Source organism: Rhizobium sp. R635 (assembly GCF_002211285.1).
GTDB lineage: Bacteria > Pseudomonadota > Alphaproteobacteria > Rhizobiales > Rhizobiaceae > Rhizobium.
Map to the genome: position 1 here is coordinate 156586 of NZ_LOKX01000034.1, position 15538 is coordinate 172123.

17 protein-coding genes are annotated in these 15538 nt (G+C 62.2%); 11 read left to right on the forward strand and 6 right to left on the reverse strand.

All coding sequences use genetic code 11. The features are described 5' to 3' along the window. Positions 1-54 precede the first annotated feature (54 nt). Together ATY78_RS23750 and ATY78_RS23755 are read right to left on the reverse strand one after the other, a co-directional pair. Positions 55-1377, reverse strand: a complete 1323-nt coding sequence (locus tag ATY78_RS23750) for a TonB C-terminal domain-containing protein (protein ID WP_088684750.1) — start codon at positions 1375-1377, stop codon at positions 55-57. Positions 1378-1434: 57 nt separating this feature from the next. After that, positions 1435-1860, reverse strand: coding sequence for a hypothetical protein (locus ATY78_RS23755; RefSeq protein ID WP_088684751.1), 426 nt, complete (start codon positions 1858-1860; stop codon positions 1435-1437). 177 nt (positions 1861-2037) lie between these two features. Here ATY78_RS23755 and ATY78_RS23760 point away from each other — a divergent pair, with 177 nt between their 5' ends. The 7 genes from ATY78_RS23760 to ATY78_RS23790 all read left to right on the forward strand — a co-directional run bounded on the left by ATY78_RS23760 (position 2038) and on the right by ATY78_RS23790 (position 7071). Beyond that, positions 2038-2220 (forward strand): hemin uptake protein HemP, encoded by a 183-nt coding sequence (locus ATY78_RS23760; RefSeq protein WP_064706159.1) that lies wholly within the window; start codon positions 2038-2040, stop codon positions 2218-2220. 20 nt (positions 2221-2240) lie between these two features. Beyond that, positions 2241-3290 carry a ChuX/HutX family heme-like substrate-binding protein gene (locus ATY78_RS23765; protein WP_088684752.1) on the forward strand — a complete coding sequence of 350 codons (1050 nt, stop codon included), beginning with the start codon at positions 2241-2243 and terminating at the stop codon, positions 3288-3290. An 11-nt stretch (positions 3291-3301) separates the two neighbouring features. After that, positions 3302-4231, forward strand: coding sequence for an ABC transporter substrate-binding protein (locus ATY78_RS23770; RefSeq protein ID WP_088684753.1), 930 nt, complete (start codon positions 3302-3304; stop codon positions 4229-4231). A gap of 2 nt (positions 4232-4233) precedes the next feature. Next, on the forward strand, positions 4234-5346 hold the full coding sequence (locus ATY78_RS23775) for an iron ABC transporter permease (RefSeq protein WP_088684754.1): 1113 nt from the start codon (positions 4234-4236) through the stop codon (positions 5344-5346). A 21-nt stretch (positions 5347-5367) separates the two neighbouring features. Then, on the forward strand, positions 5368-6162 hold the full coding sequence (locus tag ATY78_RS23780) for a heme ABC transporter ATP-binding protein (protein WP_088684755.1): 795 nt from the start codon (positions 5368-5370) through the stop codon (positions 6160-6162). Positions 6163-6312: 150 nt separating this feature from the next. Further along, positions 6313-6657: a DUF883 family protein gene (locus ATY78_RS23785; protein WP_088684756.1), complete on the forward strand. Its 345-nt coding sequence runs from the start codon at positions 6313-6315 to the stop codon at positions 6655-6657. Positions 6658-6666: 9 nt separating this feature from the next. Next, entirely contained in the window at positions 6667-7071 is a 405-nt protein-coding gene (locus ATY78_RS23790) for a hypothetical protein (RefSeq protein WP_088684757.1), read from the forward strand. Positions 7072-7411: 340 nt separating this feature from the next. Here the strand turns inward: ATY78_RS23790 and ATY78_RS23795 are convergent, their stop codons facing one another. Both ATY78_RS23795 and ATY78_RS23800 read right to left on the reverse strand, forming a co-directional pair. Continuing rightward, positions 7412-7969 carry an RNA polymerase sigma factor gene (locus tag ATY78_RS23795; RefSeq protein ID WP_011426507.1) on the reverse strand — a complete coding sequence of 186 codons (558 nt, stop codon included), beginning with the start codon at positions 7967-7969 and terminating at the stop codon, positions 7412-7414. 10 nt (positions 7970-7979) lie between these two features. Next, positions 7980-8186, reverse strand: a complete 207-nt coding sequence (locus ATY78_RS23800) for a NepR family anti-sigma factor (protein WP_088684758.1) — start codon at positions 8184-8186, stop codon at positions 7980-7982. A 265-nt stretch (positions 8187-8451) separates the two neighbouring features. Between ATY78_RS23800 and ATY78_RS23805 the strand changes: the two genes are divergently transcribed. The 4 genes from ATY78_RS23805 to preA all read left to right on the forward strand — a co-directional run bounded on the left by ATY78_RS23805 (position 8452) and on the right by preA (position 13532). Further along, positions 8452-9246 carry a response regulator gene (locus ATY78_RS23805; RefSeq protein WP_088684759.1) on the forward strand — a complete coding sequence of 265 codons (795 nt, stop codon included), beginning with the start codon at positions 8452-8454 and terminating at the stop codon, positions 9244-9246. Between the two features lie 190 nt (positions 9247-9436). After that, positions 9437-10432, forward strand: coding sequence for a sensor histidine kinase (locus tag ATY78_RS23810; RefSeq protein WP_190237518.1), 996 nt, complete (start codon positions 9437-9439; stop codon positions 10430-10432). Between the two features lie 410 nt (positions 10433-10842). Further along, positions 10843-12204 carry an NAD(P)-dependent oxidoreductase gene (locus tag ATY78_RS23815; protein ID WP_088684760.1) on the forward strand — a complete coding sequence of 454 codons (1362 nt, stop codon included), beginning with the start codon at positions 10843-10845 and terminating at the stop codon, positions 12202-12204. 14 nt (positions 12205-12218) lie between these two features. Then, the gene (preA, locus tag ATY78_RS23820; protein WP_088684761.1) at positions 12219-13532 is read left to right on the forward strand and encodes an NAD-dependent dihydropyrimidine dehydrogenase subunit PreA; all 1314 of its coding nucleotides are present in this window, start codon (positions 12219-12221) and stop codon (positions 13530-13532) included. Between the two features lie 91 nt (positions 13533-13623). On the opposite strand, the gene prfH is transcribed toward preA, so the two are convergent. Next, entirely contained in the window at positions 13624-14238 is a 615-nt protein-coding gene (prfH, locus tag ATY78_RS23825; protein WP_088684762.1) for a peptide chain release factor H, read from the reverse strand. After that, the gene (locus ATY78_RS23830; protein ID WP_245313622.1) at positions 14225-15415 is read right to left on the reverse strand and encodes an RNA ligase RtcB family protein; all 1191 of its coding nucleotides are present in this window, start codon (positions 15413-15415) and stop codon (positions 14225-14227) included. The genes prfH and ATY78_RS23830 overlap by 14 nt, the downstream gene beginning before the upstream one ends. Positions 15416-15538 lie beyond the last annotated feature (123 nt).

Genomic DNA, 15538 nt, shown 5'->3' on the forward strand with positions numbered 1-15538 from the left:
TTATTAAACTTGATTTTTGGAGTAAAGTATAAAGTTGATTGTTTTTATCATATTTTATCGGACTGTGACTTGGATCGGAAAGTCGAATGTGTGCGAAGCCCCCCATCCATCAGGCAAAGCGGGAAGATTGCAGGAATTCAGGCTGCCTAGAACCGCGTTATCCACGTCGGCCATACCGGAGCCTCTAGTGATCCGCGATAAGGTGACATTTCCGTCGCTATTGACCATAACGCGAACTCTTAGGGATACCGCAGTATCCCGATACTGCGACTTCAGTCGGTCGATACAACGAGATAGGCGCGAAAAAACCTTACCCGTGTAATTTGCCTGAGAAGCACCGCCAGCGCCTTCTCTGCCCCCGGATGTCCGCGAATTGTTATCGGAGTTGGCGTTAGCTTGACCGTCGGCAGCTCCTCTGCGAGATTCCTGCTTGGCATCGCCTTCCGAACCCTGTGCTTTCTTCGGCGGCTGTTTTCTTTCCACCACCTTCTTTTCTACCGGCTTCTCCAGCTTCGGCTTCGGTTGCGGAGTAACCACTTCTGTCGGCGGTTCCGGCTCGGGAGAAACGGGAGCCACCTCGACAGGCTTGATCCCTTCGGGTTCGGACTGCATTGCGGCTGCCGTTGGCAGTTCGCTTGAAATCACCGGCTGCTCCGGCACCACCGTCGACATCGGCTGTGCGACGGATGTTTCGGCAGGGGTTTCCGATACGAGAACTTCCGGTTCTGCAGTCGCAACCGTCTCGGCTGACTGACGCGTAACGTCCTGTATAGGCTGAACGGTCTCCACCGGCTCTGCGTCAGCCGGCTCAACGATTTTCGGCTGGACGACCTCCGGCTGCACCTCGGCTGTTTCGACTGGCTTAACCGTATCGGGTTCAACAGCCTCTGGGACCACTTCTTCCTGTATCGTCACCTCGGTGTCGCCGGCTGCGCTCTGATCGGCGTCGGAACTGCCGAGCATGACCACGCTGATCGCCTCGCCTGCTTCCATCAGTGTCTCGTCAGAAGGCTTGGGCAAAACGACAAGCAGCGTCACGGCCAGCGCGACATGAAAAAAGAACGAACCAACACACGTCAGCGCCACCCGCCGCCGTACCGGCTTCTTCTCATCCTCCTGCTTCTCCACCGCCGCATCCATCGGCGGTGCAGAAGCGGGAGCGGCCGGTTCGGCTTCCGGATGGTCGGGAAAGGAGGATATCTGCGCAGAACGCGTGTAGTGGATGACCGTCTCGCCGGCCGGCTGCCGCTGCGCGTTTCGCAGTTCGGGAAGCTCGTGGCCGGGGTGCATGCCGGGCATGTTGTCGTTCAGGCTGGTGTCGGCGCTCTCCTCCCCGATGAGCACGTGTCTCGATCTGGATTTCGCTGAAATCGCCATTCTTTACGCCTCGGACAGCCGGAAACATGTCGGCCGGGGTTCATCCCCGGCGTCTTCTCATCCTTCGAAAGGAACGGAGATCTGCGAGCGGGTGACGAGACCCTTCATGCATTCGCCGGCGACCGGCCCGTCGCAGACCGGCGTGTCGTTGATGAGGATGCGGGTCACGCTCTCGCATTTGACATTCGGCATGTCGAACTGGCGGACGCGCTTCTTGCCCTGCGGCAGATCGCGGAAGTCGAGGACGGTGATGCGGTCGACGGCATTCTTGTCGTTGAAGAAGGCAAGCTCGAAGGAAACCTTGTTGATGGCGGCGGGCAGCTTGTTGAGCGCCACGAAAGTCATCATGCAGCCCTTCTGCGAGGGCGCCAGCGCGTTGAGTTCGACATCGAGGGAGGCTGCGGGCGCCGCCTCCTGCGCCTGGGCTACGCGTGCAGCCGTCATCACCAAGCCGGCCGCAACGGCCGCAAACCTACCCGTCATCATCTTCTCCGCATTGTCGCGAGCCGTCGGCGGACGGCTTCGTATCAGCAATCTCAAAAACTTGACTGCGTTAGTCTTCTATTGCGTCTTTAAAAAACTATGAGTAAGAAAGTCAAGTTAATTGTAAACGCAGCCGGAGACCTTCTGATCCCCGGCCTCACGGAATTGCCAGCCGAAATGATGGTTGAAAAGCCAGACACTTTTAAGCATGCGCCGCTGCCCTCCGAGCCGGCGGCGCAGCACCGGATCGTCGAAAGCGCGGATCTTTTCCGCGGCACGAACGAGATCATGATCAGACACGACGGGCTGGTTTACCGCCTGAAGATCACCCGCCAGGGCAAACTCATTCTCAATAAATAGGGCCAATAAGTAGGTAAGACATGACCGAGCAGAAAAGACCGGCGCCAGCAGAAATCCGCGCGTTTCGGGCCGAAAATCCGAAGATGCGCGAGCGCGATATCGCCGCCCAGCTGAAGATTTCCGAAGCAGCCCTCGTCGCGGCCGAGACCGGCATCAGCGTCATCCGCATCGACGGCAGCGCCGCGAAACTTCTCGAGCGCGTGGAACGCCTCGGCGAGGTGATGGCGCTGTCGCGCAATGAAAGCGCCGTGCACGAAAAGATCGGCATCTTCGAAAACATCAAATCAGGCGTGCAGAGCGCGATCGTTCTCGGCGAGAATATCGACCTGCGCATCTTCCCGAGCCGCTGGCAGCATGGCTTCGCCGTCTCCAAGAAGGATGGCGACCAGGAGCGCCTCAGCCTGCAATATTTCGACAAGGCAGGCAACGCGGTGCACAAGATTCACCTGCGCCCAAACTCTGATATCGAGGCCTATCACGCGATCGTCGCCGAGCTGAAGCTCGAAGACCAGTCGCAGGAATTCGTCGAGGCCGAGGTCTCGAATACAGCCGATGAAGCCGCCGATGTCAGCCGCGACGAACTGCGCGACAACTGGAGCAAGCTCACCGATACCCACGAATTCTTCGGCATGCTGAAGCGCCTGAAGATCGGCCGCCAGGCGGCCATCCGCACAGTCGGCGACGACTATGCCTGGAAGCTCGACGGCACCGCGACGGCCGAGATGATGCATGCCTCGGTCAAATCGGGCCTGCCGATCATGTGCTTCGTCGCCAATGACGGCATCGTCCAGATCCATTCCGGGCCGATCTTCAACGTGCAGTCGATGGGACCGTGGATCAACATCATGGACCCGACCTTCCACCTGCATCTGCGCCAGGATCACATCGCCGAGACCTGGGCCGTGCGCAAGCCGACCAAGGACGGCCACGTCACCTCGCTGGAAGCTTACAATGCCGAAGGCGAGATGATCATCCAGTTCTTCGGCAAGCGGAAGGAAGGCTCCGACGAGCGCGCCGAATGGCGCGAGATCATGGAAAACCTGCCGCGGGCAACAAGTGCCGCCGCATAAGGATCACAGCGATGACGATGCGTAACAACCTGCGCCGGGTCCGCCTTTGGGAACTGGCCCTGACGGCAGCCGTCATGGCGCTGCCGCTGATCCCGACTGCGCCGGCCGGCAAAAGCTTTGCCTTCGCTAGCGCCGCCCATGCCGAGGAGAAGAAGCTCGACACCTCGCGCCTGGTTTCGGTCGGCGGTGACGTTACCGAGATCATCTATGCGCTCGGCGAGGAAAGCCGGCTGATCGCCCGCGACACCACGAGCCTTTATCCGGAGGCGGCGCTGAAGCTGCCGAACGTCGGATACATGCGCGCGCTCTCGCCGGAAGGCATTCTTGCCATGAACCCGACGGCGATCATCGCCGTCGAAGGGTCCGGCCCGCCGGAAGCGCTTGCCGTGCTGAAGAACGCCAGCGTGCCTTTCGAGACCGTGCCGAACACCTTCACCCGCGACGGCATCATCGCCAAGATCGACCGCGTCGGCACGCTGCTCGGCGTGCCGGACAAGGCGAAGGCGCTCGAAGAAAAGGTCGCAGCCGATCTCGACGCGGCGATCGCCGATGCCGAGAAGCGCCCGGAGGCCGAACGCAAGCGCGTTCTCTTCATCCTCAGCGCCCAGAACGGCCGGATCATGGCATCGGGCACCGGCACGGCGGCCGACGGCGTGATCAAGCTTGCCGGCGCCGTCAACGCAGTCGGCGTATTTCCGGGCTATAAGCCGCTGACGGATGAGGCGATCATCGAAGCCAAGCCCGACATCATCCTGATGATGAACCGCGGCGATGGCGCCGGCACCAAGAACGAGGATCTGCTGGCGCAGCCGGCAATCGCGCTGACGCCGGCCGGCGAGAAGAAAGCGATCATCCGCATGGACGGCGTCTACCTGCTCGGCTTCGGCCCGCGCACGGCAGCCGCGGTGCGTGATCTCAACGCGGCGATCTACGGGGGCTGATCATGGCCCTGCCGCAAGCCATGACGGAGCAAAGGCGACCATTCCGGGTGGCTAAGATGCGTGAAATCAGGCGGGCAGGAGACAGGACGCGGCTCGCCCTGCTGGCGATCGCCCTGCTTGCCGCCGGCTCCATTTTCGCGATGCTGTTTTCGGTGACGACGGGCGCCTCGGATGCCTCGATCCTCGACGTCATCGCCAATATGGCCGGCTCCGAGACCGCGCTCAGCACCCGCGACCGGATCATCATCTTCGATATCCGCCTGCCCCGCGCGATCCTCGGTTTCCTGATCGGCGCCTCGCTTGCCGTTTCCGGCACGGTGATGCAGGGCCTGTTCCGCAATCCGCTGGCCGATCCCGGCCTCGTCGGCGTCTCCTCCGGCGCAAGCTTCGGCGCGGTCGCCATGATCGTGCTCGGCGGCGGTCTCGCAGCACCCCTCCAGGCATTTTTCGGCATCTATGCCCTGCCGGCGGCCGCCTTCGGCGGCGGTCTCGCCACGACGCTGCTGCTCTACCGGATCGCGACGCGGCATGGCCAAACCTCGGTGGCGACGATGCTGCTTGCCGGCATCGCGCTCGGCGCGCTGGCGCTGGCGCTGACCGGCCTCTTGATCTACATGGCGAACGACCAGCAGCTGCGCGACCTGACCTTCTGGAGCATGGGCTCGCTTGCCGGCGCCACATGGACGAAGATCGCCGCCGCCAGCCCGATCATCCTCCTGTCCTTCACCGCCCTGCCCTTCATGGCGCGCGGCCTCAATGCCATCACGCTCGGCGAAGCGGCTGCCTTTCATATGGGCGTGCCGGTGCAGCGGCTGAAGAATGTCGCGATAACAGGCGTCGCGGCTGCGACCGGCGCTTCCGTCGCCGTCAGCGGCGGCATCGGCTTCGTCGGCATCGTCGTGCCGCACATCCTGCGCATGGCGATCGGCCCGGACCATCGTTTCCTACTGCCGGCCGCAGCCCTTCTCGGCGGCTCACTGCTGATCTTCGCCGACGTGCTCGCCCGCACCCTGGTTGCCCCAGCCGAGCTGCCGATCGGCATCATCACCGCGGCGGTCGGCGGGCCGTTCTTCCTGTGGATCCTGCTGAAGCAGCGTTCGCGCCTTGCCCTCTGAGCAACCTTGTGAGTGACTGAGATGATCGAAGTGTCCGGCCTCTCCGTGCGCCTTTCCGGCAAATCGATCATCAGTGACGTCGCTTTCACCGCAAGGGCCGGAGAGCTGACGGCGATTGCGGGGCCGAACGGCTCCGGCAAGACGACGACGATGAAGGCGATATCGGGCGAGCTCGCCTATGACGGCTCGGTGCGCATCGGCGGCGGCGAGGTAAAGGCACTGAAACCCTGGCTGCTTGCCGCCATTCGCGGCGTGCTGCCGCAGGCAAGCACCATCTCCTTTCCCTTCACCGTGCGCGAGATCGTCCGCATGGGCCTGACCTCGGGCCTGAACCTGCATCCCGACAAGGCCGATGAGACCGCGGCCGCCGCTCTCGCCTCGGTCGATCTCGTCGGCTTCGAAGGCCGTTTCTACCAGGAACTCTCCGGCGGCGAGCAGCAGCGCGTGCAGCTGGCCCGCGTGCTCTGCCAGATCTCCGAACCCGTCGTCGACGGCAAGCCCTGCTGGCTGCTGCTCGACGAGCCCGTCTCGAGCCTCGATATCAGCCACCAGCTGACCATCATGACGCTCGCCCGCAATTTCTGCGAACGCGGCGGCGGCGTCATCGCCGTCATGCACGACCTCAACCTGACGGCGCTCTTTGCCGACCGCATCGTGCTGATGAAATCCGGCCGGCTCGCCGCCGCCGGCAACGTTCGTGACGTCCTGACCGACGAGACCATGCTCTCGGTCTTCGGTTGCGCACTGCGCATCAACCAGACGCCGGCCGACGGCACGCCCTTCGTGCTCGCCCACAGCGCTCTTTCCCGGCCCTGACCGCCGCCCAAGCGGAACTTTTTACTCGCTCAACACGTTGTCGCCAGTGATTTGGGTCAATGCCGGGCGGTCTTATCTATGCAACCAACGGTCATGACCCCTGGAGCACAAGAGGCGGGCTTGCGCGCGCCCCAGCCAATGGAGACAACCATGACCTATTCCATCTTCCAGTCGAGCCGCAGCCGCCGCAACGGCACCTTCCACAATTTCGAAGCCGGCATCGAGGAACAGATCGAAGCGCTGCGCGGCGAGCTCGCCGAACTCTCGCGCCTCGTCGCCAAGAACTCGCGCCACCAGGGCGATAAGATCCGCAGCCAGGCAAGCGCCGGCTACGAGGAACTGCTCGGCCGCAGTGAGGAGCTGTTGCGCGAATTGCAGCACGGCTATGAGCGCGGCGCGACCGAAATGCGCGAGACCGTGCGCAAGCATCCCTTGGCGACGATCGGCGCCGCAGCCGCCGTCGGCCTGGCCATCGCCTTCCTCGCCCGCCGCTGAGGAAACGCGATGCTCTTTTCGATCATCAGCCTGCTGACAGGGGCAAGCGTGCACCGAACCGTTGCGCGCGCCAAGCGCAACGGCATCTTCATCGCGCTCGCCCTGCTCTTCCTCCTCACCGCCTATGCGCTCGCCGTCACCGCTGGCGCCATCTGGCTCGCCGGCATTTACGGCCCGGTCGGCGCCGCCCTCTTCCTCGCCGCCTGCGCGCTGCTGCTCGGCATCATCGTGCTGGTGGTGATGGCAGTCATCAACGCCCGGGAGGCGCGCCGCGTCCGCGAACGCCGCGCGGCACTGGAATCCCTGGCAACCGTCGGCCTCGGCCTCATCCGCGCCCAACCGCTGCTGACTGCCGGCGTTCTAGCCGCAATCGTCGCGGCCAATCTGGTGGGGTCTAAGCGCGAGGAGGATTGAAGGGCACGACCTCTCCTCGTGCTTGCACGGAATGAGAAGCCGTGAGTTCGTACCAGCGGAAAGTGGGGGCATGACGTCGACTCCACCCTCCCTCATTCCTGTGCTCGTCACAGGAATCCAGCCACGGCGCGTCTGCGCCGTGAATGAAAATGCTTTCAAAGGAAAAGTCTATCGCGCCCAAGGACTTGGGCGCACTGGATTCCTGTGACAGGCACAGGAATGAGGGAGGAGAGGTAGTGCCTCGAATAACGACCGCCGTACAGCGTCGTCCCCGTGCAATGAAGAAAAAGCCGGCGCGCGCCAAGAGGCAGCCGGCTTCTCTTACAAGCAAAATCGCTTCTCAGAACGCAAAAGCCTTCGACGTCAGCGGCGCTGACGTCGCATCCGGGCCGAAATCGGCCTCACCTGAAATCTGCAGCAATTCCTGCAGCCTTTGCCGGGCGCGGTTCACACGGCTCTTGATGGTGCCGACGGCGCAGCCGCAGATTTCGGCGGCTTCCTCGTAGGAGAAGCCCGAGGCGCCGACGAGGATGATCGCCTCGCGCTGGTCCGGCGGCAGCTGGTCGAGCGCCTTCTTGAAGTCCTGCAGGTCGAGCGCACCATATTGCGAGGGGTGCATCGCCATCGATTCCGTGAACAGCCCGTCGCTGTCCTGCACCTCGCGGCCGCTCTTGCGCATCTGGCTGTAGAGTTCGTTGCGCAGGATGGTGAAGAGCCAGGCCTTCATATTGGTGCCCATCTCGAAATGATCCTGCTTGGCCCAGGCCTTCATGATGGTGTCCTGGACAAGATCGTCGGCACGATCGTGCCGCCCGATCAGCGAAATGGCGAAAGCGCGAAGGCTAGGGAGGGCCGCCAGCAATTCCCGCTTGAAGCTGGGTTGCAGTTTTTCTTCCATGCGGGCGATCCTATTCGGCCATCTTGGCAGAAGCCATCATTTCGGCATGGTCGAGCTTTTCGAGAAGATCGAGAAAACGATCGGGGATCGCCTCATCCTGCGCGGCGGCATAGAGCGACCGCAGCTTGACGCCGATCTGGTTGTTCGGGTCCAGGATATCGCTTGCCCGCAGCTCCAGCTTCCGCTGATCCGCTGCTTCTTTATTGCGTGTCGTCATCAACTCGTCTTCTCACCGTTGTCTGTTGCAGGGCGCGCATGGAATAATCATGTCTCCAGCCACCGCCAATGCCATCGATACTGAGTATATTACTATCAATCTCGCCGGCATCTACCGCTGCATGGGTCAAAATGCTACGCTCTTTCTATGTCGGCTGGGATAATGCGGCGCGACAAAAAAAGTTCCTGCCGTTCCGGAACTTTTTTATCAAGGCGGCGTTAACCGCTCATTGAAGCCAAGACCGGCCTGCATACGGGAGCCCTTTATGACACTTTCTACTCGAATTGCGCCGCACCTTCCTTATCTGCGTCGCTATTCCCGCGCCCTGACCGGAACGCAAACCTCAGGCGACGCTTATGTCGCCGCCGTTCTTGAAGCCATCATCGCCGATCTGTCGATTTTCCCGGATACGGCGAATGACCGGGTCGCACTCTACAAACTGTTTACGCAACTGTTTGGTTCCACCGCTATCCAGATTCCAGAGCCGACTTCGCCCTATGCCTGGGAGCAGCGCGCCACGCTCAACCTTTCCAAGGTATCGGCGGGCGCCCGCCAGGCCTTCCTCCTCGCCGCCGTGGAGAATTTCCGCATCGCCGAAATCTCGGAAATCCTGGAACTCGACGAACAGGACGTCATGCGCCTGCTCGACAAGGCCTCGCAGGAAATTTCACGCCAGGTCGCAACCGATATCATGATCATCGAAGACGAACCGCTGATCGCCATGGATATCGAGCAGATGGTGGAAAGCCTCGGCCACCGCGTCACCGGCATCGCCCGCACCCATGCCGAGGCCGTTGCGCTCTACAACAAGACCAAGCCGAGCATGGTGCTGGCCGATATCCAGCTTGCCGACGGCAGCTCCGGCATCGACGCCGTCAACGACATTCTCAAGACGTCGAGCGTGCCGGTGATCTTCATCACGGCTTTCCCGGAACGGCTTCTGACCGGCGAGCGCCCCGAACCCACTTTCCTTGTCACCAAGCCCTTCAACCCCGACATGGTCAAGGCACTGATCAGTCAGGCTCTTTTCTTCAATGAATCGACCAAAGTAGCCGCCTGAACGCAATTTTCCGGCCTTCGGAACCAAATCGCCAGGACAGGCGTTCCGGTGCAGCCGGGACGCTCCGGCGGCTTTAACGGTTTTTGCAGCGCTTTGTTCTAGATTTGGCAGACGGTTTCTGGAATGGCGCTCCCTTCAGCGGCGTTCGAGATGTCACAGGAAAGGCGGCCGAGTGAGTACGACTGAACCGTTGTCCGGCATGCCTCTCGCATTCGAAGGCAAAGCCGCAATGATGGAGCGTGCGCTCGGCAGCGCCGGGATATCGATCCTCTGCCAGGACGCGCGGCTGTCGATCTTCTACGCCGAAAATCTGCCGTCGTATTTCGCAGCCCTCTTTGCGCCCGGCGGCAGCGACGCCGCCCTTTTCGGCAATGCCCATGGCCAATATCTGACGGTGCTGAAACACAAGGTTCTGGAAACCGGCATTCCCAACAATGCCGAGGTCGAGATCGACGTTGACGGCGAAATGCGCACCTATGAGCTGAAGATCCAGCGCACCGGCGAAAGCGGCACTTACGGGCTGCTGTCGGTCATGGCTGAGGTCACCGAAAGCCGGCATCGCGAGAAAGTGCTGAAATCGCTGCTGCGCGAGCTCTCGCACCGCTCGAAGAACCTTCTCGCCATCATTCAGGGCATTGCCACGCAGACGGCGCGCAACACGCTCTCCCTCGACAGCTTTCTCCTCAAGTTCCGCGGACGGCTGCAATCGCTCTCCAACTCGCAGGACCTGATTACGGATTCGAGCTGGCGCGGCGCCTTCCTCTTCGAACTCGCGGAAAAGCAGTTCGCCCCCTATTGGCCGGAGACGGCGGGCTCCATGCCGATCTACGGCATCAACGCCCATCTGACGCCGAATGCCGCCGTGCATCTCGGGCTCGCCCTGCATGAACTCATCGTCAACTCCGCCTCCTATGGCGCGATATCGGGCGGTGCGGCTTCCATCACGCTGAATTGCCGCGAAGCCATGATCGGCGACAGGAGGGCGATCGAGGTCGCCTGGGCCGAAGTGCTGCGGGATCAGTCCGAGGTCCACGAGTTCAGCGAAAACAGCTTCGGCCGCACAGTGCTGGAGCGTGTCGTGCCCTCCTCGGTCAACGGCAAGGCGGAATTGAACCTCGTACCGGGCCGCATCGAATATCGCCTGACCATTCCCGAAACCGAGTTCGAGATCCTCAAGCGGGTGTAAAACCTCGAGAGCAGACGGATGACAACGAAAAACAGCCGGTGCGAGGGCGGCGCACCGGCTGTCTTCACTCACCGGGAGGGGACCGTGAGTACGTCCGGAAGGTGGGTTGGGGGCGCGCATGTTGGGTCGATGCGATCACCATCCGGATACCGCAATAACGACGACGCCCGAATTTGGTTCCCTCGGATCGGAAAAAAATTCGACTTTTTTGAATCTTTTTTCGGATGCCGTCCCAGTGCCGCGCGCTCCGCTCTCCCATCAATCCGGATCGAATAAATTTCTGATACGAAAACAAATAGTTAGATGAACGGCAACGAGAGTGAATCGTCAAAATTTTACCGTTTGATAAATTTTTAAACCTGAGTTACGCTTTCCCTCACAGGCCGTTTACCAATAATGAGGGAACTTCAATGGAGCGACTGGAAACTGGGATTCATGCCGGCCGGCTTTCGCCCGCAGAGTATGAGGCTAATTTTTCCGATCTTCATCCGCGCCTCGACAATCACGAGGCGCTGGTCGCCGCCGACCGCTGTTATTTCTGTTATGACGCGCCGTGCATGACGGCCTGTCCCACCTCGATCGACATTCCGCTCTTCATCCGCCAGATTTCGACCGGCAACCCGATCGGCTCGGCGAAGACGATCTTCGATCAGAACATTCTCGGCGGCATGTGCGCCCGCGTCTGTCCCACCGAAGATCTCTGTGAGCAGGCCTGTGTGCGCAACACGGCCGAGGAACGGCCCGTCGAGATCGGCCGCCTGCAGCGTTACGCGACCGACGCCGCCATGCAGGCCGGCAAGCAGTTCTATGTCAGGGCCGAGACGACCGGAAAGAACATCGCCGTCGTCGGCGCCGGCCCGGCCGGCCTTGCCGCCGCCCATCGTCTCGCCGTGAAGGGTCATTCCGTCACGATTTACGACGGCAGGGAAAAATCCGGCGGCCTCAACGAATACGGCATCGCCACCTACAAGGCGGTCGACGATTTCGCCCAGCAGGAAGTTGACTATGTGCTTTCGATCGGCGGCATCGAGGTTAAGCACGGCGTCCTTCTCGGCCGCGATTTTTCGCTTTCCGACCTGCAGGCGCAATATGACGCCGTCTTCCTCGGCATCGGCCTTGCCGGCGTCAACGCGCTGCGCATCGAGGGCGAGAACCTTGCCGGCGTCGACGACGCCGTCGATTTCATCGCCGCGCTTCGCCAGGCCGAAGACAAGGGCGACATCGCCATCGGGCGGCGCGTCGTCGTCCTCGGCGGCGGCATGACGGCGATCGACGCCGCGGTGCAGGCAAAGCTCCTCGGCGCCGAGGAGGTGACGATCTGTTACCGCCGCGGCAAGGAGCACATGAACGCCTCCGAATACGAACAGGATCTCGCAAGCTCCAAAGGCGTGATCATCCGCCACTGGCTGGCGCCGAAATCGATCCTGTCGCAGGACGGCAAGGTCGCGGCGATCGAAGTGGAATATACCAAGCTCGTTGACGGCCGCCTGGTCGGCACCGGCGAAACCGGCGTGATCGCCGCCGACCAGATTTTCAAGGCGATCGGCCAGACCTTCGACGCCTCGGGCCTCGGTTCGCTGCGCATGGAATCCGGCCGCATCGCCGTCGACACCGAAGGCCACACCTCGCTCGACAACGTCTGGGCCGGCGGCGACTGCGTCTTCGGCGGCGAGGATCTCACGGTTTCGGCCGTCGCCCATGGCCGCGACGCGGCCGAATCCATTCATCGCACCCTCACCGCAGCCGCCGCTCCGGCTGTCGCGGTTGCTTAAGGGGAGAGAGAACAATGGCTGATCTCCGCAATAATTTCGTCGGCATCAAATCCCCGAACCCGTTCTGGCTGGCCTCCGCGCCGCCGACCGACAAGGCCTATAACGTCGAGCGCGCCTTCAAGGCCGGCTGGGGCGGTGTAGTCTGGAAGACGCTCGGCGAGGAAGGCCCGCCGGTCGTCAACGTCAACGGCCCACGCTACGGCGCGATCTTCGGCGCCGACCGCCGCCTGCTGGGCCTCAACAATATCGAGCTCATCACCGACCGCGACCTCTACACCAACCTACGCGAAATGAAGCAGGTGAAGATGAACTGGCCGGACCGGGCGCTGATCGCCTCGATCATGGTGCCCTGCGAGGAAGAGGCGTGGAAGTCGATCCTGCCTCTGGTCGAGGAGACTGGCGCCGACGGCATCGAACTCAATTTCGGCTGTCCGCACGGCATGTCTGAACGCGGCATGGGCTCGGCCGTCGGCCAGGTGCCGGAATACATCGAAATGGTCGTGCGCTGGTGCAAGCAATACACCCGCATGCCCGTCATCACCAAGCTGACGCCCAACATCACCGATATCCGCCGCCCAGCGCGGGCCGCCAAGGCCGGCGGCACAGACGCCGTCTCGCTGATCAACACGATCAATTCGATCGTCTCCGTCGATCTCGACAACTTCGCCCCCAACCCGACGGTCGGCGGCAAGGGCAGCCATGGCGGCTATTGCGGCCCGGCGGTCAAGCCGATCGCGCTCAACATGGTGGCCGAGATCGCCCGTGATCCCGAAACCTACGGCCTGCCGATCTCCGGCATCGGCGGCATCACCACCTGGCGGGACGCGGCCGAATTCCTCGTTCTCGGCGCCGGCAACGTCCAGGTCTGCACCGCGGCGATGACCTACGGCTTCAAGATCGTGCAGGAGATGATAACGGGTCTCTCCGACTGGATGGACGAAAAGGGCCACCGCAGCCTCGACGACATCACCGGCCGCGCCGTCTCCAACGTCACCGACTGGCAGTATCTGAACCTCAACTACATCGCCAAGGCGAAGATCGACCAGGACGCCTGCATCAAATGCGGCCGCTGCCACATCGCCTGCGAGGACACCTCTCACCAGGCGATCACCAACGTCGTCAATGGCCTGCGCCATTTCGAGGTGATCGAAGAGGAATGCGTCGGCTGCAATCTCTGCGTCAACGTCTGCCCGGTCGAAAACTGCATCACCATGGAACCGCTCGCTGCCGGCACCCTGGACAAACGCACCGGCCGCACCGTCGACCCCAACTACGCCAACTGGACGACGCACCCGAACAACCCGATGGCCCGCCAGGCGGCGGAGTGATCGGTCTACGATCCCACTCGTGTCGATAAAACGGCGGCGTCCTTCATGAAAGGACGCCGCCGCCATTTACGATCGGGCCAACAACGCGGGATTACAGCTTGAAAGACTTGACCTCGTTGCCCCGCTCGATGGTCCGGTTGGCAATGAAGCGTCCGGATTTGGCTGCCTCCTGCTTCTCCGCTTCGCTATGGCGCAGCATCGCTTCAAGACGCCGAAGCGCGAGAGCCTTGTTGCGGTGCTGGGAGCGTTCGTCGCGCGCCGTCACCATGAGGCCGGTCGGCCGGTGCAGGACACGGACCGCACTATCAGTCGTGTTCTGATGCTGCCCGCCCGGTCCGCCTGCCCTCAAGGTCTCGAAACGCAGGTCGGCGGGATCGATCGTCACCTCGCCGCTTTCAGGCCCGACGTCGATCCGCTGAACCGCAACGTACCAGTTCTGCCGCTTGTGACCCGGACGCGCCGGGCTTTTGAAGGTGAACCGGATCGTGCCGCAATAGCCGGCGGCGATCTGCTCCGCCCCGGGGCCATCGAGACTGACGATTGCCGACTTCGCGCCGTGCCGATCCGGCATCGGGCCGAGGCTGGTCTCGAAAGAGCAGTCGAGCCGGATCGCCTCACGCTCGAGGATGCCGAGAAGCGCAGAAAGCGCGATACGGCATTCCACAGGGCCGTTGCCCGAAGTCACGAGAAGATCAATAGCGCTCATGGCCGCGCCCTCCTTCCCTGCGATGGTCGGGCTTTCGCCGGCGCTGTTCGACTTCCGCTTCATCGACCGCCTTCTTGAAGGTGATAAGCGGCCGCAAGCTGGCCAGTCCGACGATCAGGCCCTCGCTTTCGAGATCGCCGACGACCTGTCCGGCATCCTTGTAGGCCGAAGCAGCTTCTTCGACGACGAGAGCACGATCGTCGCAGATGGCGATGCCGCCCCAGGCATTGCGCAGCAGCTGTTCACGTTCGGAGCGGTTGCGGCCGACACGCCCATGCATGGTGGCCCGGTCGTATTTGCGGCCGGCTCCATGAGAGATGCCCCCGAGCGAACGGCTGACACCGTCGGTCGCGACAACCACATGGCTGAGGCTCGCGCGCGATCCCGCAATCGGCGCGAGTTCGCCCGGTGCAACGGCCGCAGCACCCTTATAGTGCACAAACCCGCGATCGCAGCGACGAACCAGATTGTGCGGTATGTCAGCGACGAGGCGCAGATCGGCGCGAAGCGCGGCTGCGGCCCGCACTGCGATCAGCCGCCGGTTCAGCGATGCCCATGCAACGCAGCGATCATGGCCCGAAAGCCAGGCGGCGCCCGCCTCCGAACCGGCATCGAGACCTGCCACGAGCCCGGGATGAGCCGCCACCATCTCCGAGAAGACGGCGGCGCCAAAGGCGCGCGAGCCGGAATGAACTAAGAGGTAGAGACCCTGGTTGTCGAGACCGAGCGAAGCTCCACCATCGGCAAGGGCTTCCACCGCCTGCAGCTCGCAGAAATGGTTGCCGCCGCCGATCGTGCCCAAGGCAGCGGCTGCCAGATCGGCAGGCAGGCCAGCGTCCACAAGCAGCTCGGAAACATCTCCAATCTCCTGCGTTTCAAGCCGGCGCAGTCGTTCCGCCGCCTTGTCGATCTTCAGTTTGCGCAGCGGCAGGTCGAGCGCGAAGAGCGACATGCCGCAGCCGATATCGTTGCCGATCAGCAGCGGATGCAGCCTCGACGACAGCAGCGCAACGCCGGTCGCACCATATTTGCCGGGGTGCAGATCCGGAAAGGCGGCGATCTCCAAAACACCCGGCAGCCGGGACATCTCGTCGAGTTGGTCCAAGGCAGCGCCTTCGATCCAGGCGCCACCGGAAAAGAAACGATTGATGACCGCCGGATGAGACGCCGACGTCATCGGGGAGCTTCCGCTCCCGATAAAATTGCCCATGATAATGAACTCTGGATATGAGTGGTCTTTCATCGCCGGAAACGGCGATGTTCAACCGGCATGCATCAGCCATTGGCTGACTTAAGCCGA